We start from the raw sequence: 20,377 nt of genomic DNA on the forward strand, positions 1-20,377 counted from the left end.
CCGACATTTATTGCGCTACTCACTGTAATATTTCCAGCTTGAGTATTCCCCGTCGATCCTGTGAACACAGTAACGTTACTGCTTGCCAATGCATTTGTTAGAGTGGTGACATTAATAACAGCACTGTCTGCCGAAGCTGTAAAGGAGGAGGTGCCGTAATCGGAACCTGAACTAATAGTGATATTCCGAGGGTCTAATAACCACTCACCAATTTTTCCACTTGGAGCCTGAGTAGAAATTAAAGCATTGTCAACACTTAAGTTATAGCCAGATGTTTCGATCTGACCACCGTCTCCGCTAAATAGGCCCCCTTTTGCAAAAATCCAACCTTTTACAGTGGTCAATGAATTTTCTGAAGCAACGTTGCTCCACAAAACTACTGTACCGCCATTACCATTCAGGATAGCGCTTGCATCAATCGATGCCCCGCTACTCATAGCGACCGTTGTTGCTTGAAATACATTACCAGTGCCCTGCCAACCACCACCTACCAATACAGAGCCGCCACCAAAGTCACCAGTGACATTGATAATTGAATTTGAATCGAGAAGAATGTGTTTTGCGGTTAATTGAACTGTTCCGCCAACAGTTGCACCAGTTGAATAAATGGTGCTATCAAAATTTAGACGGCCTGCATTTGAAGAAATTTCAATCGTACCTCCACGACCACTGCCACCATTGGTTTGGATGAGTGAATCGTAAAGATTAATGTTGCCTGCACGACTCAAAATACGAATGGATCCACCATCAGTGGTGCCATTGGCTTGTAATTGCGCGCTATTGATTTGCAAATGATTCTCAATATCGACGTTGATAGTACCGCCAGGGCCCGCACTACCATTGGTTTGGATCAATGTTGCACTGTCGAATGTTGCTGTATCACCAGAAACGGCAACAAAACCTCCACTGCTTCCATTGGCAGTCGCGGTTCCCGCTAAATTGATTTGATTTCCGGTAAATGCAATCACGCCGCCAGGCCCATTATTGCCATGCGCTTGAATTAAAGACCCATTTTGGGTGTTGATTTGTGGCGCAGAAAAATAAATTACACCACCGGTGGTACCATTTGCACGAATTTCTGCACTACTTGTCATTGTGATCTGTTGAGTTGCAAACAAATCAATCACATTGCTGTGCGCGTTAACGATATTTGCATCATTTGCAGCGATTGTGGCATACACAATTTCATTGAGATCGAATGTATTGTTTTGTTGCGTGAGGTATTGCGGTAAATCTTCACGCCGCACCACCGTGCCATTGATGGTAAGTGCAGTCGATGTAGTATTCGTTGATGTGTTCGTGCTCGCTTGTGTAATGCTCAAACGTCCCGAGATATAAAGCGCTTGCGCTAACAGCTCAATCGCGGCACGAATGCTGTTATTGCTATTACTTGCATAGCCACCACGTGCGGTGATGTTGCCGTTCGCGTAAATCGTTTGTGCTTGCACGGTTACTTGATTGACATCAATACTCGTACCGACATTGAGATATGCAATCGAGCTGTTGATGATGACGTTTAGATTTGCGCCACTAATATTGGCATTGAGATTAAAAATACCCGATGCAGTAAGCGTCAGCGTCGTGAGTGTGTTGCCCTCTTTTAAGATATCCGCGCCACTCGCAAGCGTTAAGCTACCAGAGCCATTCTGGGTGCAGCTGCCTAAGCTTGGACAGGTATTGCCGTTCACAGCAATACTCACGTTATTGTTAGTCAATGCTGCAGAAATGACATTCGCAGCAGTGCGATCAATGGTGAGATCAATCGGGTCTAAGAGCCAACGGCCCGTTTGTCCGCGGGGTGCATTGGTTTGAACAGTAAACGTCTTACCAAGGAGTACTTCACCTTTAGAGCTTGTCTCAATAAAGCCACCATTGCCACCATTCTTACCACCGAGTGCTTGTAAGAGTCCTGCCACTACAGTTTTTGTTTCACTCCAAATCACAATCGAGCCACCATTGCCGGTGTTGGTTGCCGATGCATTAACACGTGCACCACTTTCAATCGTGACGGTCTTGGCCATTTGTTTCGCATCACTCGCGGCCTGCGCTTTCGCAAGCGCAGATGCTTGGAGTTGATCTAAGCGTAATGTTTGTGTTTGAGTTTGTGTTTGTGTTGCTGCTGCAGTTACAGCGGTGTTCGCAAAATTATTAATTACATTATTTGCAACGGCACTTGCCAACTGTGTTTGAATTTGGACATGGGGTGCGCTAGTGGTGTTCGTAGCAATCGTTTTGCCAACACCGATTTCAATCTGACCACCACCTGCTTTACCGGTTGCCGAGGTTACAGAGTTTGACGCAAGCGTAATGGTCTCGCCCACGACATTGATCTGACCGCCGGTGCTGTTCTCGCCTTTGCCATTGGCGCTGACTCTACCCGCTTGGGTCACGTTGGCAGCAACGAGCTCAATGACGCCACCGTTCTCAACCATATTACTAGAAGTAATGACACCTTTATTGTTTATTACTGAGTTCATCAGGTTTCTAGCAGATCCGGCAGCGACAATAATTAGGCCGCCCTTGGTCTCGACCACGCGCTTGTTCTCAATCAGGGCGTTGTAGGTGGGAATATCCACGGAGACGCGCATCAAGCGATCTCCCCGGAAATCCAGGGTAATTTGCTCGCCCGCGGCCATGGCAATGGTGTTATTGGGACCTTTTTGGGCCAATAAATAGCCTTCGTTACGGACCTCAGGTGCCAGGAGAGCTATATAGCCATTGGGGTCGTTGGTGCTAATCGTGCCTTGATTATGGACCTTGCCCTTGCCATTACCCGCATAGGTGGATTTACCCTCCATAAAGTCCTTATTGGCCATATCCATGGTGGTGGCGACCACCCCGGCCGCATTGATTTGGGCGCCCTTACCAAAGGTCACGCCGTTGGGGTTGACCAAGACCACTTGACCGTTGGCTTTGAGTGCACCATCGATCACCGATGGACTCGCACCAGTACTTACGCGATTGAGAATAACTGCACTGCTATTCGGTTGATTAAAGTTTACCTGCGCATTGCTACCGACATTAAACGAGTCCCAATTCACCACTGCGCGTTGCGATGTTTGATTGATGTTCATCGTTGCAGAAGTAGCATTCGCTGTTTGCGAAATCGTTGCTGATCCAGCGACAACTTTTCCGCCGGTGGGAAGTGTGTTTGGATTATTTTGCGCGATCGCAAAATGCGTTTGCGAGCCGATTAAGAAAACAACAAAAATTTCTTTTTGGAGTTTTTTGGAAATTGAAATCGATGAAATGAAATTTGCGACTGAGAATGAATGACTACGATTTGAAGAAAACAAGAGGAAGACATCTCTCGCGCTACGCAGAGAAAAGTGATACGTCTCCATCAGAAAAGTTACAGCATTTGTCTTCAAATAATTCGTACTTTTGGTTCATTAATTAGATTAAAAAAACTCACTGGATTTAGTCCGCAAAACTAAGCTGGATATGGCTTGCTAGCTATTGGGACTACACCCTAAGGTTAACAGAAACGACACGCAAAAAGCCATCCCAGTGAAAGGGTAAGCGCTAAGCCTTGTAGTATCAGGTTTGGGCAAATTCATGAGATTTCTAGATGGGGCTGATTTTTGTGAAAAAGGACAAAAACGAGTCCATTAAAGCTGCTTAAAATTTAAGCAAATTAAGCATCAAAAGCACCGATTTTTACTCCTCATTATTGGCAAAAATGAACGCTATTTTTTGTAAACAAATGAGTTGCTTTATGTAACCGAATCTTTCGCATTGGGTCGAACCGGTTGCGGTATTTTTGGAGGTGATGGTTGCGCCGGAGGCGCTACTTTTGGTACTGCTTTTTGGGATGAAATTTGTAAGGCTTGCGTCACTGCTTGGCGAGCTCCTGACAAACTAAAACGCGCTGTGATGAATTCATTCGACTGCAGCGAGACAGCAAAACTAATTTGCTCACCAATTTGCGTTGCCTGCAAAAGTGCATTAAAGGGCTCCAAAATCAGGAACAATTTATTACCCACAAGTGTGCACTTCATGGTGATGGCTTGCGCTTGAATTTGATTGCGAACCAATGCGGGATAGCGTTGATTGGGTAAGCACGCCGTGGGTTGATGCAGATAAAACATGCATTGATTCGCTGAGCAAAAAATACCGAAAGTGGTATTGGATTCACTCGTGGTGTACGCCTCGGTGATGATTTCTTTTGACTCCAAGGTCCAACGATCAAAGACGGTTTGAGCGAGTACAAAATCGGGTAAAAACCAGCCCAAAAAGACCAGCAAAAGGGTCAAAATTGACTGCATTTTAGGACTTAAAACTGGTAGCTGGCGGTGACCCAGCCGCGGGGGTTGGTGGTGGTGCCATCGACCGCTACTTTTTGACCAGTATAGGTATAGAGGGGGTTCTGGCCAACCTGCCAAGCCACCATAGCGCCTAGGTTCCAGCCCTCATAATTCCATTTGGCTCCAAAACCAGCGCCTTTTAGCCAATAGGTGTTATTCGCGTTGGTGGCCCCCTGCCAATTCCCGGCAGGGGTATTTTTATATTGTTGGACGACGCCCGCATCAAAAAAAATGGAGCCTAAGACGTTATAGGGCAGTTGTTGGCGCAGCTCAATCGTGCCCAAGCCCCCTTGGGAGCCACCCCCTTGGGCGACCGGATAGGCGCGTACCCCATAAGGCCCACCCAAATAAAATTGCTCTGCAGAGTTCAGATTGACCGATGCCACTTGCCCAGAGAACCCAACATATACCGTGGTTCCGGTTGCGCTACCGAATTGCTGATTCCGGTTTGCGGAAAATGTCATCTTAGTAAAGGATGTGGGGGTATTAGAGCCATAACCTTGGCCACTGGTTGGCGAGATTGCTAAATTACCAATGACGAAACCAAGCGAGCCAGCACTAATGGCCCCACCACCAAACCCATCGTAGTGGTTACCAGAAATTCCAAAGGTAATGTTTTTGATGTCATACGCACTAATCACGGCATTGGTCAGAAAACTTTTGTTCATGTAACTTTTGATGTCATAACCTAAGGTCGTGTTCACATTGGTGCCTTGGCGACGAATCAGTGGATACGCTAAATTCACACCCGCGGTCCAGGCATCACCATATCCGCCATTGGGATAGCCATAGTTACTAACATTTTTATAGTTCAAGTAAGTACCAGATGCACCAAGACGCAAACCGGTGCGCGTCACTGGTAATGAATATGCGCCCTGAATGTATTGCGAGCCTTCGGAATAAATACCGTTGACCGAAGCCTGATCGCCAATCCCCGTGGGGTTATTCAGGTTAAAGGCCACAATCCCTTGGTTCTGGCCGGTGCTGCGGCTACCGTAGTTGTTCGCCTCGGCCTTTCCCTGTATGAGTGGGCCATCGGCCAACTCCATGCGTAAGGCGGTGTCTCCTGGATTTTGACCGGGCTCTAATTTGCTCTCGACAATCACGCCGGGTGTTTCATTCAGAATCAAAGAGGCACGCTCAATCGCTTGGGTATTTAGTGGTGAACCAATCGGATTCACATCAGTAATATAGGCACGCACGCTATCTTTACTAAAACGCGTAGGGCCCTTGGTGGTATCAACAATCACATCACTTAACTTCGCTTCGGTAATCGCAATACGAACTACGCCATCAGCAATGCGCTGCGGTGGCAAGGTGGCTTGCACAAGTAATCCATTTTGACGGTAAAAATCAACGATCACATCGCAGACTTTTTGCAGTTCATCAAAGGTCAAGGATTTATTGAGATAGGGTTGCAAGATGGCTTGCACTTTTTCTTCAGGAATAGTTTTGATGCCTTCAAGCACAAAACGTTTTACATCGACCCGTACTTCTTGAGCCTTAGGATCCTTTGGCTTTACAGGCTCTGGTGCAGGCTGCGGAAGCTGCAATGGAGACGGCATGGGTAATTGCCGCTCAAGACCCTGCTGCAAGGCGCCAGCATCAACGGGGGGCTGATTAATTGGGGGCGGTGGATTTGCCTGAGCCAATGCGAGACTTCCACCAAGGAGTCCGCCACCGAAAATGGCAATGGAAAGAATACGATGGTAAATAGACATAGTTATTTGCAGTGAAGCGTTGATTCTAAAGCCATTTTGGGTATTTTCGAAACGTAAGCATCCCTCAATTGGTGCGGCTGATTAAACACTAAAAGCCCTTAAATTCTTCAGATTCTAATTTAAAAAGTTCAATTTTTTCAATAGGATACGAAGTTCGTTTTGCAAAAACTGTGTTTTTCTGTGGAATTGCTTACAAAATTTCAAACGATCGGCTACGCTAATTCATGTTCCGTTTTTCCGAGAAGGCGATGCAATGAAAAAGCTAGCACCCCAAGCACCTAAAACCGGTGGGCCAAATACCGATAAGGGCAAACTCGTAAGCTCTCGAAATGCGATTAAGAGCGGCTTAACCACTAAACAACTGCTGAACCATCATGAATTAGAGCGCTTTAATCAACTGATTAAAGAGTTGAGTGCCCACTACAACTCACCCAATCCGCTAGTGCCCTTGCAAATTGAACGCATTGCGCGTCTTCATATTCAATTAGAAAGAATTCAAAATGGAATTGACATTCTTTATCGCAAATCTGAGCAAGCAAGCCCAGCAAGAGATAAGAAAGAAAAGTTTTCGGCAATGAACTTAATGCTTTTAGAGCTAAAGCTTAAATTAACGCTAAAAGTACTTGATAGCTCATTACTTGAAAAAATTGACGATGCACTTTTTTCAAAAAAACTAGTGGCAGCTTTTCAACATCACAAAATTAAATCTAGCGCTAAAGAATGGGATGAAAACCCACGGGTAATCACCCAGGATACCTTGCTAGGAGCTTATCTTTACAGTGAGGCCGATTTCTATCAACAAAATATGGATGAGTATCTAAAAGACAAAATTGAAGCAATTTCACATAGAGAATACGATAGAGGTTTATATAAGGATATCAATTTAGAAATCTTGGGAGACGCTATAGATCGCAAAGCCCTAACGAATCATACTGAATCGATCGAAACAAAAAACTACTACGAGTTTTATCAATTCGATAGTTGGTTTAATGGTGAATTAAGCAAGGTCCCCACATACATTGAAGAGCTGCGAGACTCGCTTGATCCTGATAAAGAAAAATTTAATATTGCTTTACCAAATTTTGATGATCTTGATCGTCTCATGCGCTACCAAACCACACTCTCTCGACAACTATCAACGGCTATTGGTGAGTTAATGGTACTAGCGAAGTAAATAGAATTACTTCAAGCGCCACCGCACTCCAGCACCCTGGTTGGGTTCACCGATAAATTCAATTCCCGCATCTTCAAAAGCTTTTTTAATTGCCTCGAGGGTTCTCACATTGCTAGAGGGAACGCCATCAAACGACTCCAATCGCATCATGGAGGCAAAACTCACCCCAGAGTGATCGGCTAGATCCTTTCTCGACCAATCTAACAACCCTCTTGCGGCGCGTATTTGAGCGCTTGTAATCATAATAAAAAAAGTTATAGAATTAATCAAAATAACTAATTTATTATTTATTTTGATTAAAAATACCAACTAAAGGATTAAAAAATGCTTAATAATCAAGATTTTACACACAATCGCGCTGCTTTCCTAGGTGGCAGCGACATTGGAGCGATTCTGGGAGTCTCGAAGTACCGCTCAGCGATGGATGTTTGGCTGGAGAAAACACGCAAGCGTGTGGATACCAAAGATAGCTTTGCTCTGCGCTTTGGTTCGTTTGCCGAATCGTTTATCGCCGATGAATATGCTTTGCTCACCGGTGAGTATTTGGTTGATCATCCGGAGAGTCTTGTTCATCCCAACTACTCATTTTGCGTCGGACACATTGATCGTTTTGTGTTGGAGAAAAAAGGGTTATCCCTCTTTCATTCTGACGGTGGTCTTAATGCAAAGAAGCTTTTGGAATGCAAAACCGCTAATCATTTCAGTCAAGGGGATTGGGGTGAACCCGGGACGGACGCGATTCCCCTACCCTACTTATGTCAATGCTTGTGGTACTTAGGGATTACCAATCTATCAGAGATTGATGTTGCTGTTCTCTTGGGAGGATCGGATCTACGGATCTATACGATTACCAGAGACTTAGAACTTGAGTCCTTACTATTTGAGAAAGCCGCTTTCTTTTGGACCGAGCATGTTCAAAAAGACATTCCACCCAAACCACAGTCGATTTCCGATTGCCAAGCGCTCTTTCAGCGAGCGAGCTCGGGTAAAACGCTGGAAGCTTCCTCGGAAACGTTGAATCTCATTCGAAAGCTCAAAGCCTTAGAGGCTCAAACCTTTGCTGAGGAAGAGCAAATTGATGCGATTAAGCAAGCCCTCATGGAACATATGGCGGATGCTGAAGTGCTGACTTACCTTGGCAAACCTGTAATCACTTGGAAAGCTCCCAAGCCCAGTTATCGGATTGATACCAAACGCTTGGGTCTAGAGCATCCCGAACTCATCAAGGCTTATCAGAACCCAGTCATCAATAGTCGGCGCTTTGTGGTGAAGGATTTACCGGAGGAACTGATGCCACATGAACCAATCCTTGGAGAAAAAGTAATGGAAGGGGTAGCTTTATGAAGAGACTATCCATCCTGGATTTGCCCGAGGATCTTTTGGAAGAGGATCAACCTAATCGGTCAAGCGAACCCACTCTCGATCCATTGGTGACGGAGGTGGCTAATGCCCTCGCGATAGCCTCCCAAGAACTCAGTCATTGGGCCAAGGAAGCTGTGGTTCCAGAAGAGGTCTTGAAATTGCTTCTAAGGGTTGCTAATCGGTATCAACTTAATCCACTATTGGGCCAGATTGACTGGGAACTCAATCTAGATGGAAGCTATGAAGTTTATATTCCGATTGATGGCTGGATTGCCATGATCCACCGGGAACCCAGTTTTAAAGGGCTCACCTTTAGCCAAGCCACTGAGACCGAAGAGGGCGGCGTTCCCCTTTGGATGGAATGCTCCATCTATCGCGCAGATCTAATCCAACCCATTACCGTACGGGAATACTACGCAGAACTCAAAACCGAGCATCCCATTTGGCAACAAATGCCCAGGCGGATGCTACGACATAAAACCCTACAACAGTGCGCCCGTCTTACATTTGGGATTAGTGTGCCGGAATTGAAAATACCGATAACACCGCCAATGATGGAGAAGCAAGCGATGGTGCAAGTGAGTCAGAGCGCACCGGATCGTAAAGCGTTGTTGAGACAAAAACTAGCTAGCCCGTCTCCCGCTCCAGCAATTGCTCCCAGCGCGCCATTAGCACTTTGAGTTGCGCATCAATCGCCAGTGCCCGCTCTTTAAGTGCAATGCTCGCACTCGGATCGCCCTTGTAAAGGGCAGGGTCGGCCAATTGCTCGCTTAGCATCGCTTGCTGCTCTTCAAGCGCCTCAATTTGAGTGGGTAATTTTTCCAGCTCAATTTTTTCCTTACTACTCAGCTTTGGCTTGCTAGCAATGATTGGATTTGATGGTTTACTGGAGGCCTTACTTTCGGCCACTTTCATGAGAGGACTTGGTATCACCGTATCCGAGCGTGCCTTTTGTACTTTGTAATCTTCGTAACCACCCTCATATTCGCGCCACATTGCATCACCTTCGTAGGCAATCATGCTGGTGACCACATTGTCTAAAAAGGTTCGATCATGGCTAACTAAAAATACAGTACCTTGGTAATCTTGAAGAAGCTGCTCTAAGAGATCCAAGGTATCAATATCAAGATCATTGGTAGGCTCATCGAGCACCAAGACATTTGCAGGTCTGGCAAAGAGTCTTGCGAGCAACAAGCGATTGCGCTCGCCGCCAGAAAGGGTTTTGATGGGTGAGTTGGTGCGCTCGGGTGCAAATAGAAAATCCCCTAAATAGCTCTTCACGTGCTTGCGCTGATTGCCAATCTCCACCCATTCACTCCCCGGGCTAATGAAGTCTTCGAGCGTCGCCTCCAGATTGAGGCTCTCGCGCATCTGATCAAAGTAGGCCACCTCAATGCGTGTGCCCAATTTAGCGATCCCAGTATCGGGCGCAATCTCGCCCAAGATTAATTTGAGGAGTGTCGTTTTACCTGCTCCATTAGGGCCCAAGATGCCGACCTTATCGCCTCGCAAAATGGTGGCGGTGAAGTTTTTCACAATCGGTTTTACGTAGGACTTGGAGATGGTATCGAGGTCTGCCACAATTTTGCCGCTGCGCTCACCAGAGGCAATCGAGAGCTTCACCTGCCCCATCGCATTGCGTCGCTCAGCGCGCATGGCTCGAAGTTTCTCAAGACGCGCCACGCGCCCGACGCTGCGCGTGCGCCTAGCTTCTACCCCTTTGCGCACCCACACTTCTTCTTGCGCGAGTAGTTTATCGGCTCGTGCATTGGCAAGCGCCTCGGCGTTGAGCTCTTCCTCTTTAACAAACTCATAGCGACTGTAATTACCGGGGTAACTGCGTAGTACCCCGCGATCGAGCTCCATAATGCGGGTTGCAACTTGATCTAAGAAGCTGCGGTCATGGGTAATAAAGACAATCGACCCAGCGTACTCATTCAGAAGCCCTTCAAGCCACGTAATCGAATCTAAATCCAGGTGATTGGTGGGCTCATCGAGCAAGAGCACATCTGGTTGGGTGACCAAGGCTTGCGCAAGCGCCACGCGTTTTTTAGTGCCCCCTGAGAGAGTTCCAATGGTTTGATCGGCGTTGAGATGCAAGCGGTTGAGGATTTCAAAGACACGCTGTTCCCAGTTCCACCCATGGGTGGCATCTAGCTGGGATTGCAGGGTATCTAAGCGCTCTTGATTGGCTTCATTCCAATCGGCTTGCGCAAGCGTTTCATACTCCGATCGGATTTGCTTGATGGTGGCCAAACCTTCGGAAGCTGCCTCAAAAATACTGCTGTTGGTATTTAGGATCGGTTCTTGCGCCACATAGGCAATGCGCAGTTCCTGTTGAACTTGCATCAGTCCATCGTCGAGTTTTTCAATAGCAGCAAGGATCTTTAGAAAGGAGGATTTCCCCGTGCCATTGCGTCCAATCAAGCCCACGCGCTCACTTGTCTCGAGTGCAAAGTTGGTGTGGTCTAAGAGGGGGTGATGACCAAATGCTAGCTTGGCGTCCGTTAAAGTAATCAATGCCATAACTCATCATTATCAACGGTTTATTCGTCTAAGCGTCTTATAATGATGCTTTTCCTGAGGTGTTTCCATTAACTCCCCCGATTCATCATCGACCTTATCCACTTTGGATGAGGTTGCCCGCCGCCGAAGCTTTGCCATCATCTCGCACCCCGATGCGGGTAAGACCACACTCACTGAAAAATTACTACTCTATGCGGGTGCCATTCAAATTGCCGGGAGCGTGAAGGCCCGCAAAGCAAGTCGCCATGCAACCTCCGACTGGATGGAAATTGAGAAGCAACGTGGTATCTCGGTTGCAAGCTCGGTGATGCAGATGGAATATCGCAACGCCATCATTAATCTTTTAGATACTCCCGGTCACCAAGACTTCTCTGAAGATACCTATCGGGTCTTAACTGCGGTGGATTCCGCATTGATGGTGATTGATGCAGCGAACGGTGTGGAACCGCAAACGAGGCGTTTAATTGATGTGTGTCGCGCACGCCATACCCCTTTGGTGACTTTTATTAATAAGCTCGATCGTGAGGTCAAAAAACCACTCGATCTCATGGATGAGATTGAAGCAGCACTGGGAATGGCCGTGGTGCCCTTTACTTGGCCAGTCGGCATGGGCAAATCCTTTGCTGGAGTGATTGACATCATTAACAATCAAATGCGCCTATTTAAAGCCGGCGAGGATCGCGTTACCGAAGACTCGAACCTCGTCGTGTCCTTAGATGATCCCATGCTCAAAGAGCGCTTTGGTACAGAGCTCGAAGAAGCCTTGACCGAAGTGGATCTCGTGAGAAACGCCATGCCCGCTTTTGATCGAGATGCGTTTTTAGCGGGAGAGCAATCACCCGTATTCTTTGGCTCAGCGATTAATAACTTTGGCGTTCGTGAGATCTTGAACACCTTGGTGGATTTAGCTCCTGGCCCTGGATCACGCAAAGCCGTGCAACGCCAGGTCGACCCGCATGAGAAAAAATTTACTGCGGTTGTATTTAAGATTCAGGCGAATATGGATCCTGCGCACCGGGATCGGGTGGCATTCTTGCGAATTTGCTCGGGTCACTTTGAGCGCGGTATGAAACTCAAGATCGTACGCAATGGCAAAGAGATTCGGACGAACAATGCCCTCTCGTTTTTATCGCAGCGGCGCGATATCTTGGATGAAGCGTTTCCCGGTGACATTATTGGTTTACCCAATCATGGACTCTTGCATTTAGGTGATACGCTGACCGAAGGCGAGGAGCTGCAATTTACAGGTCTACCGTTTTTTGCCCCGGAGATCTTTCGCATGGTTGAGGCGGCTGATCCAATGCGTAATAAGCAACTACGCACGGGTCTATTGCAACTCGGCGAAGAAGGTGCGATTCAAGTGTTTCGCCCCATGAGTGGTGGCACCATGCTCTTGGGTGCCTTTGGCCAGTTGCAGTTTGAGGTGGTGGCACACCGCTTACAAACCGAGTATGGGGCCGAAGTGCGCTTATTACCTGCACGCTACACCATGGCTCGGTGGGTAACTTCCGAGGATCCGGTCGCGCTCAAGAAGTTCATTGCTGAAAACAGCCACCGTATGGCCGAAGATGTGGTCGGTGCCTCGGTCTTTTTGGCGGCTCACAAGTCAGAGCTCGATGTCGCCCAGCAGCGCTGGGAGCAAATTGAGTTTCATGCGCTGCGAGAGCATGCGGGTCTTATCTATCAGACTGAGATGTAGTTTTTCTTCTTACTTTGATTTCATTACATTTTGGTCATACCAATCGCCAGTATTGTTCTATTTGACAGAATCTATTACACGGATTATCATTCTAAATGATTTGCTCTTTTAAATGCTCAGAAACAGAAAACTTATTTGCCAGTATGAATGTGAGACGATTTAAGCAGATTGAACGGGTAGCGCGGCGCAAACTTTTACAAATACATGCAGTCACTCGTCTTGAGGATTTAAAAGTACCTCCCGGAAATCATTTGGAGCATTTAATAGGCAATCGAAAAGGTCAGTGCTCTATCCGAATCAATAGCCAGTGGCGTATTTGTTTTATCTGGAAGAGTGATGGGGCTTATAACGTAGAGATTGTGGATTATCACCAATAGCTGAGGTGTAAACATTATGAATAAGTTAGATGAAATTCATCCTGGAGAAATCCTGTTGGAGGACTTCATGATCCCCATGAAAATTACTGCCCGCCAACTGGCGGCTGATATTGATGTCCCGCCAAGCCGAATTAGCGATATTGTTCATGGGCGCCGCCCTGTTACACCAGATACCGCCATTCGATTGGGTTTATTTTTTAGGATGGATCCCCGTTTTTGGATGAATCTCCAAATGGAGTACGAAATTCGGGTGGCCAAGAGAACCCTACAAAAAAAGATTGAGCCTCGTATTCGTGTGTTCGAGAAAATGAACATTAGCCTAACCTGATTAAGTATTTAATATTAACTTATAGGTTAATTTATGACCAGTCGATTTAAAAAACTTCATATATATCAATTAGATAGTAGTTTACTACCTTGGCAAGCGATTCGGGGGCTTCCTAGACCCCATCTTGGCTGGGCAAGGGCGATTCGAGAAGGGCTCGGCATGACTGCGGCTGCCCTAGCCAAACGTCTCGGCATTACCCAAGCGGGTGTAGCAAAGTTAGAAAAAGCAGAAATGGAAGACCGAATTACTTTGGCAAGCCTTCGAAAGCTAGCCGATGCACTCAATTGCGAAGTGCATTACGCCTTGGTGCCTCGTGAACCAATTGAAGAAATGATTAAACATCGAGCATACGACTTAGCCCGAGAAAGACTTGCGACCGTTTCTCACTCTATGGAACTAGAAGGGCAGCAAGTTGATTATCAGAATAAAGAAAAGCAACTAGAGTTTCTTGCGCTAGAGATTTTGGCTGGATCACGACGGAATCTTTGGTGATTCAGTTTGAGTATCCGTTTGGGTCCACCCCTTTGGACCCTGATGAGTCTATTGATGAGATAGCTTCTCGCTTCCATCATCAATTACTATTGATCATCTTTTCCCAAGCAGGAATAGATGCCCTCCGCAAAGCTAACCGATCCGATTACTCTGAATTACTTTCTTTTGTAAAAGCCTAATATGCCAACCCATCATCAAACTCGTATTTGCTTTGTCCGTCATGGTGAGACCGATTGGAATGTGCAAAAGCGGATGCAAGGTCATACTGACATTCCTCTCAATGCCCACGGTGTGATGCAGGCTGAGCGCTTAGCCAAAGCCCTCCTACGAACCGGTCATCGCTTTGATTGCATCTACTCAAGTGATTTGGAGCGCGCTTTTCATACTGCTAAGACGATTGCACAGCCGCACTCTATGGAGATTACTGCTCATCCTGATTTACGCGAGCGCCATGTGGGCAAACTACAAGGACTGCTCCTTGCTGATGCACCCCAGCTCGAACCTGAATTGTGGCAGCGTCATCTAGTACGTGATTTAGACTTTGATCTTGGTGGCGGTGAGAGCATTGTGCAGTTTCATGATCGGATGAAGCGCATGCTCGATCATTTATTAATGAAGCATACTGGTGAGCAGATTTTGGCAGTGAGTCACGGCGGTGCTCTCGATATGATTTATCGCATTGTCACCCAACAAGCTTTAGATGCCGAGCGTGTCGCGGTGGTTCCGAATACCTCGCTCAATTGGATCGCTCATGATGGCAATACTTGGTCAATTGAGCGCTGGGGCGATACGAGTCACCTCACTGATTCGGTACTCGACAATATTGAGATCTAATTAGGCGCTCGTGAGATCCAGCGCAATCGCTTCAGCGACTTTGATGCCATCAATCCCAGCCGACATAATTCCACCGGCGTAGCCTGCACCCTCACCGGCTGGGTAAAGGCCTTTGGTATTGATACTTTGGTAATTGGGTCCACGCTTAATCTGCAAGGGTGATGAGGTTCTAGTCTCCACGCCCGTGAGTACTGCATCGGCCATCGCAAAACCTTTGATCTTTTTCTCAAACGCGGGAATCGCCTCTCGAATCGCCTCAATGGCATAACTGGGTAGGCTCGTGGCGAGATCGGTGAGATGTACGCCTGGCTTATATGATGGGATGACTGAGCCAAATTCAGTCGATGGCTTACCTTTTAAGAAATCACCCACCAACTGCCCGGGAGCTTCATAGGTCGACCCCCCCAAGGTATACGCTCTCGATTCCAACTCGCGTTGAAAATCAATGCCTGCAAGCGGCCCGCCGGGATAATCACTCGGATCAATCCCCACCACAATTCCCGCATTGGCATTGCGCTCATTGCGTGAATACTGACTCATGCCATTGGTCACCACCCGATTAGGCTCGGAGGTTGCAGCTACGACCGTGCCGCCTGGGCACATGCAAAAACTATAGACTGAGCGTCCGTTCTTAGCGTGATGCACGAGCTTGTAGTCTGCCGCACCTATGAGTGGATGACCGGCATGCGGCCCCAAGCGAGCACGATCAATTACGGATTGGGGATGCTCAATTCGAAAACCAACCGAGAACGGCTTCGCTTCCATATAGACGCCTGCATCAAAGAGCTCTTGAAAGGTATCGCGGGCACTGTGACCAAGTGCGAGGACGACGTGATCGGCCGCGAGATACTCGCCAGTCTCCAACTTCAAACCTTTGAGGGCGTGATCATTGATATCAAATCCCACCACCTTTTGACCAAAGCGCACCTCACCGCCCAGGTCAATAATCTCCTGACGAATCTTCTCCACCATTCCGACTAAGCGAAAGGTACCAATGTGTGGTTTCGAGACATATAGAATTTCTTCGGGAGCGCCGGCTTTCACAAACTCTTGCAAGACCTTGCGACCGTAGAACTTGGGATCCTTCACTTGGCTCCATAGCTTGCCATCCGAGAAGGTGCCTGCCCCGCCCTCACCAAACTGCACATTGGATTCCGGGTTCAAAATCTTTTTGCGCCATAGCCCCCAGGTATCTTGAGTACGTTCACGTACGACCTTGCCACGCTCGAGCACAATCGGTTTGAATCCCATTTGCGCCAAGAGCAACGCTGCAAAGATCCCACAGGGACCAAAACCAATCACGACGGGTCGCAATGTGGATTTAGCTGGTTGATTATGATCCCGTTGAATCACAAAGTGATACGAAGTATCAGGACTGGGACGTACATGGGGATCATGTGCATGCCGCTTGAGAATACCCGCCTCATCACGAACGGATACGTCGAGGGTATAGATTAAGGTGAGCGCACTATTTTTACGGGCATCGTAACTGCGCTTGAAGACCTCGAATCGCATGAGATCTTTGGGTGCAATTGCAAGCCTCTTCAGAATTTCTGCTTCAAGTGCCTCTGGTGCATGGTCAATTGGCAGGCGGAGCTCAGTAATCCGAATCATAGGCCATAACGATAGCAGTTTATGATTTATCCATGCAAGAAATCAGGATCATGCAATGGGATGAGGCGAAAGACCTTGCCTACCCGATTCGCTTGACCGTATTTGTTCATGAACAAGGAGTCCCCGAAGAGCTCGAGCTCGATGACGATGATGCAATGGCCTGGCATATGCTTGTACTAGACCATGGCAAAGCAATTGCAACAGGTCGCTTGTTAAGAAACGGCAAGATTGGTCGCTTGGCGGTACTCAAAGAGTATCGCGGTCTAGGTCTTGGGGGCGAACTACTGAAGACTTTGTTGTCGTATGGCCACCAAGAAGGAATCAAGGAATTCTTTTTGCACGCTCAGACAACCGCTATTGGCTTTTATGAACGTCATGGCTTTAAGGCAATCGGCCTCCCATTTGAGGAGGCCGGTATTGATCACATCAAAATGCTACTAGAGCCCCATTAGAAATACGTTTTAATCTCTTCATCGTCTTTAGATCGAAACCACGCTTGATAAAACAGGATCAGAAAGCCAATCGCAAAATAGATCACGTTGCTAGTGGTGACATACGCAATAATGCCACCGATGGTGGCGAAAATACCTAGTAAAGCCCAGAAAATAGACATGATGATCTCCCTCGTTTCACTATTTTATTCGGTTTTGGGGAAGGTGATTTCAAAGGCAGCGCCGCCTTGATAAGCGGAGTCGAAACGAATCTTGCCGCCATGACGACCGATGATGTACTCACATAACCAAAGCCCAAGCCCCATCCCCTCACGCTTCGTTCCCGAGAATAGATCAAACAAATATTGAGCCTGATCAGAAGGTACACCTGGTCCGTTATCCTCACAACGAATCATGATGTTCTCAGCATCCTCATGTCCAGAAACGCGAATAACTCGCTCCGACTGGGTGCTAGCTTGTAAAGCCTGAACCGAGTTATTAATCAGATTTAAGAAAATTTGCTGTGCCTCTCCAAAACTCATCGGCATGCTTATCCCGTTCGGAATATTAACTTCGACACGAACATTTTTTTCACCTAGATCAGATTTGGATAATAGGATTACTGATTCGATCACTTCTGCAATCGATACCTTTTCAGGAAAAGCGTCATATTTTTCAGAGAAGATCGCCTTAAGGGTTCGAATAATCCGAGCCGCTCGCATATTGTCTTTAGAAATATCATCAGCCAGTTTTTTTATCAGCTCTCGATCAACCACTTCCTCAGAAATCTTTTTTTGTAAGTATTCGCTATTAATCTGAATAGCGCCTAGTGGCTGATTGATCTCGTGAGCAATGGATGCTGACAAGGCGCCCGTGGTACTACTTTTGTTCGCCCTAATTAATGAACCAATTAGGGTTTCGCGCTCTTCAAGTAGTTTCTTGTAAGTTAAATTTTGGGATTCGGTCTGGCGACTGTCAATAGCTAATTTCTCAGACCAGTATCCCCAGATCGCGATAAATGACAATGTGTTCATCAAAATCTGACCGAACGTAAAGATGATGAGCAATTGCGGTAATTGCTCCATTTTATTAATTGGATGACTGGATCCTAATAAAACAACGAGTCGCGGGGCTAAAAAGAGTGCCTCACCAATTGCTGCGTATTGAAAATACCTTAATTGCTGTAAACCCAGATTACGATTGACGATACGAGCTTCACGAATCTGCCAGGCAAGAATAATTGCATAAGTCGATGCCACAAAAATAGTACGGGCCTCGAACGTCCAATTCTGCCTGAGGTACTCAAAGAAAATCCCGTAACAAAGTATTGACACTCCAAGAGCCCACTTTAAGGATTTACTTACAGGATGATTAAATGAGTAAAAAAATAAACCCTGAAGAATGGCCGCAGCATAAAACAAGGCGTTCGCAAGCGTGAATATGGGTGGCACTCTTTGAATATCATCGGTGTTTAAAAGTCCAACCGCAAAAAATGTGAGTCCTGTTACGCTCGTAATAAGTGCCAATAGCCAATAGGGATTCGGCTTAGATTTCGACTCACCTTGCAGATAATGTAGTATCCCAAGAAGCAGTCCGAGCTGGATTGCAGCAAAGATGAAGAAATTTAATGCCAGTAAAACTTTCATATTCTTATCGTACTTGAATTGCCTTCCTGAGTAATTGATGTCTTATAAAAATACATCTTGCCCACTTATATCTTTAGCATTACTGCTAATTAGCAGCCATGTTTTGGCAATTGATCTACAGCCCAACGATATCGTAGCCCCAGCCCCTGGACGAACAGCTGTAACGATCTCTTATGTCAATGCTCAAAACAATAACCTGTATGTCAATAACGTACCTACTGGTACATCACCCAATCTAGAATCTAATCTTGGGCTTTTTCGTTTAGGCCATACCTATACGATTGGCTCTTTGCCAGCAGTGAGTTACGTACAAACTGGTGGAGGAACACTTTCTCCGGATGGATCCTTGTCAGCGTTTCCAGCCAGCCAGGGTATGACCGACACCACCATAGCAACGGCAATTTGGCCGTATGCAAACCAGGCTACTCGAACATATCTAGGGATTGCAGCTTATCTATCCTTGCCCACTGGCGAATACTCCAATACCAAAGCATTTAATCTTGGCAGTAATCGCTATAGTCAGGCACTGCAGGTCGGTTATCAGCGTCCCATTTCTAATAGTATCGATGCAGCATTTGCCTTTGATACGGTCTGGTATGGGGCCAATAGTCAATGTGCTGCCGCATGTTCATCTCTAATTAATCTTCAGTTAACACAAAAACCTCTCTACAGCACCCAAATTGGTCCCATTTATCGTATCAATCAAACTTATACGGTGGCCGCAACCTATGTCTATGTTACGGGTGGAGAAACGGCTTTTAACGGCGTGGAACGAAATAACACTGTGGTTACTCAGCGCTACTTTGTGAGCGGCGTTGCTCATACCAGCATTGGACGCTTCATGCTTCAGTATGGAAATGATCTTGCAACAATGAATGGCTTTATGGAAAGTCGACGACTCGTTTTACGCTTCACCAAAGCGTTCTAAGCTCCGGGATGATTTAGTTTGGGCTTTGCGAACCCCAGTACTTTTGCATCTCTATAAATAAGAACGATGCGGACCATGTAATCAAAATGAGACCCACAAGCGCCTCAATCCCGGTCAAATATCGTAAATAGCCGTTCACCACAATATCGCCATACCCAACAGTAGTATAGGTAATAAATGATAGGTAGATACTATCAAGCAATAATCCATGGTCTGAGATCGTGCCAACAAAATAGCCGATTTCTGGGTAATGCACCATGATGTAATAGCCTAACGCAAAGATCCAAATCTCAACAATGTGGGCAATAAAAATAACACTAACCGCAATCAGCACCTTGTAGTGTGAGTTGATATGCCGTAATTTCGGCATGGTCGTATTGAGCTTATAAAGCACCTCGTAGTGCAAAAGAATACTTGCAAATGCGATGAACGCATTAACGAAGAAAGTGAAAGTAAGCAGCATTGGATGATTTTCATTGGCGGAGAGGGTGGGATTCGAACCCACGGTGCCCTAACGGACACGCCTGATTTCGAGTCAGGTACATTCGACCACTCTGCCACCTCTCCGACTCAATGTCAATTATACCTAGGCCTTTAGATAGACTGGTATGGCCTTGATTAAGTATGTTCATGTCTCATATAATGTATCTACATTCATAGATATACATTACCTAAGTTTTGGGAGCTCCATATGGACATTCAAATAGCAAAGTGGGGTAACAGTCTTGCCTTGCGCATTCCTCAGCATCTTTTAAAAGAAGCCAATCTTACTGAAGGCGATTTTTTGAGCGCCAGCCTCGCTCCTGACGGAACAATTGTGCTACGGACTAAACAGATTGACCGCAAATCAATCATCCGCGAGCTTCATGAATTTCGCGAGTCGATGCCAATGAGCAAATCGGTCATTAAGCAATTACGAGAATCCGCTCGGTACTAAT

Annotated in this window: 21 protein-coding genes and 1 tRNA gene (1 of these 22 cut by a window edge); 12 read left to right on the top strand and 10 right to left on the bottom strand. The window is 46.5% G+C overall.

The window, feature by feature from the left end; genetic code table 11:
• On the bottom strand, window positions 1–3,074 hold the beginning of the coding sequence (locus tag QUE66_RS06870; RefSeq protein ID WP_286223319.1) for an autotransporter-associated beta strand repeat-containing protein. 43,336 nt of this gene lie to the left of the window's left edge; the window shows 3,074 of its 46,410 coding nt (coding positions 1–3,074); the start codon lies at window positions 3,072–3,074; the stop codon falls past the left edge of the window.
• Between QUE66_RS06870 and QUE66_RS06875 the strand changes: the two genes are divergently transcribed.
• Complete coding sequence (locus QUE66_RS06875) at window positions 3,067–3,276, top strand: hypothetical protein (protein ID WP_286223320.1); 210 nt, start codon at window positions 3,067–3,069, stop codon at window positions 3,274–3,276. The genes QUE66_RS06870 and QUE66_RS06875 overlap by 8 nt on opposite strands.
• A gap of 440 nt (window positions 3,277–3,716) precedes the next feature.
• Here QUE66_RS06875 and QUE66_RS06880 read toward each other — a convergent pair whose 3' ends face one another.
• Both QUE66_RS06880 and QUE66_RS06885 read right to left on the bottom strand, forming a co-directional pair.
• A complete protein-coding gene (locus tag QUE66_RS06880) occupies window positions 3,717–4,268 on the bottom strand; it encodes a hypothetical protein (protein WP_286223321.1) in 552 nt (183 codons plus the stop codon).
• Window positions 4,269–4,276: 8 nt separating this feature from the next.
• On the bottom strand, window positions 4,277–6,028 hold the full coding sequence (locus QUE66_RS06885) for a ShlB/FhaC/HecB family hemolysin secretion/activation protein (protein WP_286223322.1): 1,752 nt from the start codon (window positions 6,026–6,028) through the stop codon (window positions 4,277–4,279).
• A gap of 253 nt (window positions 6,029–6,281) precedes the next feature.
• On the opposite strand from QUE66_RS06885, the gene QUE66_RS06890 reads away from it, so the two are divergent.
• Entirely contained in the window at window positions 6,282–7,202 is a 921-nt protein-coding gene (locus QUE66_RS06890; RefSeq protein WP_286223323.1) for a hypothetical protein, read from the top strand.
• A gap of 6 nt (window positions 7,203–7,208) precedes the next feature.
• On the opposite strand, the gene QUE66_RS06895 is transcribed toward QUE66_RS06890, so the two are convergent.
• Window positions 7,209–7,445, bottom strand: a complete 237-nt coding sequence (locus tag QUE66_RS06895; protein WP_286223324.1) for a helix-turn-helix domain-containing protein — start codon at window positions 7,443–7,445, stop codon at window positions 7,209–7,211.
• An 81-nt stretch (window positions 7,446–7,526) separates the two neighbouring features.
• Between QUE66_RS06895 and QUE66_RS06900 the strand changes: the two genes are divergently transcribed.
• Entirely contained in the window at window positions 7,527–8,546 is a 1,020-nt protein-coding gene (locus tag QUE66_RS06900) for a YqaJ viral recombinase family nuclease (RefSeq protein ID WP_286223325.1), read from the top strand.
• Window positions 8,543–9,244, top strand: a complete 702-nt coding sequence (locus QUE66_RS06905; protein ID WP_286223326.1) for a recombinase RecT — start codon at window positions 8,543–8,545, stop codon at window positions 9,242–9,244. The genes QUE66_RS06900 and QUE66_RS06905 overlap by 4 nt, the downstream gene beginning before the upstream one ends.
• Here QUE66_RS06905 and QUE66_RS06910 read toward each other — a convergent pair.
• Window positions 9,192–11,090 carry an ATP-binding cassette domain-containing protein gene (locus QUE66_RS06910; protein WP_286223327.1) on the bottom strand — a complete coding sequence of 633 codons (1,899 nt, stop codon included), beginning with the start codon at window positions 11,088–11,090 and terminating at the stop codon, window positions 9,192–9,194. The genes QUE66_RS06905 and QUE66_RS06910 overlap by 53 nt on opposite strands.
• Window positions 11,091–11,193: 103 nt before the next feature.
• Here QUE66_RS06910 and QUE66_RS06915 point away from each other — a divergent pair, with 103 nt between their 5' ends.
• The 5 genes from QUE66_RS06915 (at window position 11,194) to QUE66_RS06935 (ending at window position 14,820) form a co-directional block, all read left to right on the top strand.
• Complete coding sequence (locus QUE66_RS06915) at window positions 11,194–12,789, top strand: peptide chain release factor 3 (RefSeq protein WP_286223328.1); 1,596 nt, start codon at window positions 11,194–11,196, stop codon at window positions 12,787–12,789.
• A 95-nt stretch (window positions 12,790–12,884) separates the two neighbouring features.
• Window positions 12,885–13,166: a type II toxin-antitoxin system RelE/ParE family toxin gene (locus tag QUE66_RS06920; RefSeq protein WP_286223329.1), complete on the top strand. Its 282-nt coding sequence runs from the start codon at window positions 12,885–12,887 to the stop codon at window positions 13,164–13,166.
• 16 nt (window positions 13,167–13,182) lie between these two features.
• Window positions 13,183–13,494 carry a HigA family addiction module antitoxin gene (locus tag QUE66_RS06925; protein ID WP_286223330.1) on the top strand — a complete coding sequence of 104 codons (312 nt, stop codon included), beginning with the start codon at window positions 13,183–13,185 and terminating at the stop codon, window positions 13,492–13,494.
• A 33-nt stretch (window positions 13,495–13,527) separates the two neighbouring features.
• A complete protein-coding gene (locus tag QUE66_RS06930) occupies window positions 13,528–13,986 on the top strand; it encodes a mobile mystery protein A (RefSeq protein WP_286223331.1) in 459 nt (152 codons plus the stop codon).
• Between the two features lie 180 nt (window positions 13,987–14,166).
• On the top strand, window positions 14,167–14,820 hold the full coding sequence (locus QUE66_RS06935) for a histidine phosphatase family protein (RefSeq protein WP_286223332.1): 654 nt from the start codon (window positions 14,167–14,169) through the stop codon (window positions 14,818–14,820).
• Here the strand turns inward: QUE66_RS06935 and QUE66_RS06940 are convergent, their stop codons facing one another.
• A complete protein-coding gene (locus QUE66_RS06940) occupies window positions 14,821–16,434 on the bottom strand; it encodes an NAD(P)/FAD-dependent oxidoreductase (protein ID WP_286223333.1) in 1,614 nt (537 codons plus the stop codon).
• Between the two features lie 32 nt (window positions 16,435–16,466).
• Here QUE66_RS06940 and QUE66_RS06945 point away from each other — a divergent pair, with 32 nt between their 5' ends.
• A complete protein-coding gene (locus QUE66_RS06945; protein ID WP_286223334.1) occupies window positions 16,467–16,886 on the top strand; it encodes a GNAT family N-acetyltransferase in 420 nt (139 codons plus the stop codon).
• On the opposite strand, the gene QUE66_RS06950 is transcribed toward QUE66_RS06945, so the two are convergent.
• Both QUE66_RS06950 and QUE66_RS06955 read right to left on the bottom strand, forming a co-directional pair.
• Window positions 16,883–17,047: a hypothetical protein gene (locus tag QUE66_RS06950; protein ID WP_286223335.1), complete on the bottom strand. Its 165-nt coding sequence runs from the start codon at window positions 17,045–17,047 to the stop codon at window positions 16,883–16,885. The two genes, QUE66_RS06945 and QUE66_RS06950, sit on opposite strands and share 4 nt — an antisense overlap.
• A 24-nt stretch (window positions 17,048–17,071) precedes the next feature.
• Entirely contained in the window at window positions 17,072–18,511 is a 1,440-nt protein-coding gene (locus tag QUE66_RS06955; protein ID WP_286223336.1) for a sensor histidine kinase, read from the bottom strand.
• Window positions 18,512–18,548: 37 nt separating this feature from the next.
• Here QUE66_RS06955 and QUE66_RS06960 point away from each other — a divergent pair, with 37 nt between their 5' ends.
• Complete coding sequence (locus tag QUE66_RS06960; RefSeq protein ID WP_286223337.1) at window positions 18,549–19,439, top strand: transporter; 891 nt, start codon at window positions 18,549–18,551, stop codon at window positions 19,437–19,439.
• 13 nt (window positions 19,440–19,452) lie between these two features.
• On the opposite strand, the gene QUE66_RS06965 is transcribed toward QUE66_RS06960, so the two are convergent.
• Window positions 19,453–19,902 carry a potassium channel family protein gene (locus tag QUE66_RS06965; RefSeq protein WP_286223338.1) on the bottom strand — a complete coding sequence of 150 codons (450 nt, stop codon included), beginning with the start codon at window positions 19,900–19,902 and terminating at the stop codon, window positions 19,453–19,455.
• A gap of 14 nt (window positions 19,903–19,916) precedes the next feature.
• Window positions 19,917–20,006: transfer RNA gene (locus tag QUE66_RS06970), tRNA-Ser, on the bottom strand.
• Between the two features lie 124 nt (window positions 20,007–20,130).
• Between QUE66_RS06970 and QUE66_RS06975 the strand changes: the two genes are divergently transcribed.
• The gene (locus QUE66_RS06975; RefSeq protein ID WP_286223339.1) at window positions 20,131–20,376 is read left to right on the top strand and encodes an AbrB/MazE/SpoVT family DNA-binding domain-containing protein; all 246 of its coding nucleotides are present in this window, start codon (window positions 20,131–20,133) and stop codon (window positions 20,374–20,376) included.
• Window position 20,377: the final 1 nt, after the last annotated feature.

The organism is Polynucleobacter sp. HIN6 (genome assembly GCF_030297575.1).
In the GTDB taxonomy this organism is placed as follows: domain Bacteria; phylum Pseudomonadota; class Gammaproteobacteria; order Burkholderiales; family Burkholderiaceae; genus Polynucleobacter.